We start from the raw sequence: 1,304 nt of genomic DNA, 5'->3' as shown, positions 1-1,304 counted from the left end.
AATTGCAATTTTCGTAAAAAATATAAGGTGCAGTAGCGGCTACGTTACCCATATCCGTCAGAATTTGATAAAAGCTAGTCACTGCCTTAGGCCATAAACGTGGATCAGATCCCATGATGAAGGATTTAAAGCAAAACAAAGAAAGCACCTGTCATTCCCATCAAACCAGATAAAGCAATTGCTCTAGTAAAGAATTTACCAATCAATAAACTCGTGTTAGGATCCAAATGAAGTGCGGTTCCAAAGGCTTTGCCAAGTGTGTCATATACGGTATACGTAATATTTCCAGTATTGGCATTGGCTGCTAAAATATCTTTTTGATAATTAACTGAAAAACCGGTCATAAAAATCATCAAAACATAAGAAATAATAGTGAACAATGACCCAATAATTAAGCCTTTAGGGAAATCTTTTTCTGGGTGTTTCATACTGTCAATCACACCACCGACGGTTTCCATCCCACCATATGCAAAGACTGCATAAACTACGAAAGAAATAATCGTAATTGGCGTTTGAAAACTTTTATTAGGCGAAATAATAAAACTTTGCCACCCAGTAATCGGCTGAGCCAATTGCCCATGATTCATAATCAAGACCGTTAAACTAGCTAGAATAAAGACTGCATTCATTACAATCATGAACCAACCACCGATTGATGACATAATTTTAATTCCAGTTATCCCTCTGGAAGACAGGTACGTTGATACAATCATGAATAAAATTGCTAGTACACCTATCAATTGAGTACCATGCAAGCCCAAAATATTCCATTCTTGAGTTGTATCTTTGCCAAAAATAAGGGCAGAGATTGAAATTTAAAGCCTTGAGGCGCTTGCAACCAGCCACAGCACCCAGTTAGCCAGCCATACAAAAGTCCCAATAAAGGCCTATTTTTGTCCAACTGAGCCAGCTAACCATGAATAAATACCACCTTGAGCATCATGAAAAGCAGACCCATATTCTGCCATCATTAAGCCAGCTTGGAAAAAGAAACAGACGCCAGCCAAAATAAACCAAATGATCCCAGCATATGTCATTTGCTCATAAGAAACAGAAACATTGCCAAAACCATAAACCGTTGTGATAATCATCAACACAAGGCTCATAGTCGTCAATGATTTTTTAGTTTGTGAATTTTCATCATCCAAGATAAAGCCTCTACTTTCTATTTACACTTTCCATTTTAGCATCGTTTATCTTGAATAAATTTATTCTAATTTTAGGCTCATAAGAAAAAACTACTAGTTATTCACTAGTAGCCCTTCATTTTTATTCATTAATTCTTTTTTCAATCCAATTACTTA

Annotated in this window: 1 pseudogene; it reads right to left on the bottom strand. The window is 36.1% G+C overall.

What is annotated here, in order from left to right:
- Nucleotides 1–1,106: pseudogene (gene yjeM, locus CP367_RS09940) on the bottom strand (glutamate/gamma-aminobutyrate family transporter YjeM); the annotation flags it as partial.
- Nucleotides 1,107–1,304: the final 198 nt, after the last annotated feature.

Origin of the sequence: Lactobacillus sp. UMNPBX16, assembly GCF_002553775.1 — a bacterium.
GTDB classification, from domain to species: Bacteria; Bacillota; Bacilli; order Lactobacillales; family Lactobacillaceae; genus Lactobacillus; species Lactobacillus crispatus.
This window is presented reverse-complemented; position numbering and strand designations above follow the sequence as displayed.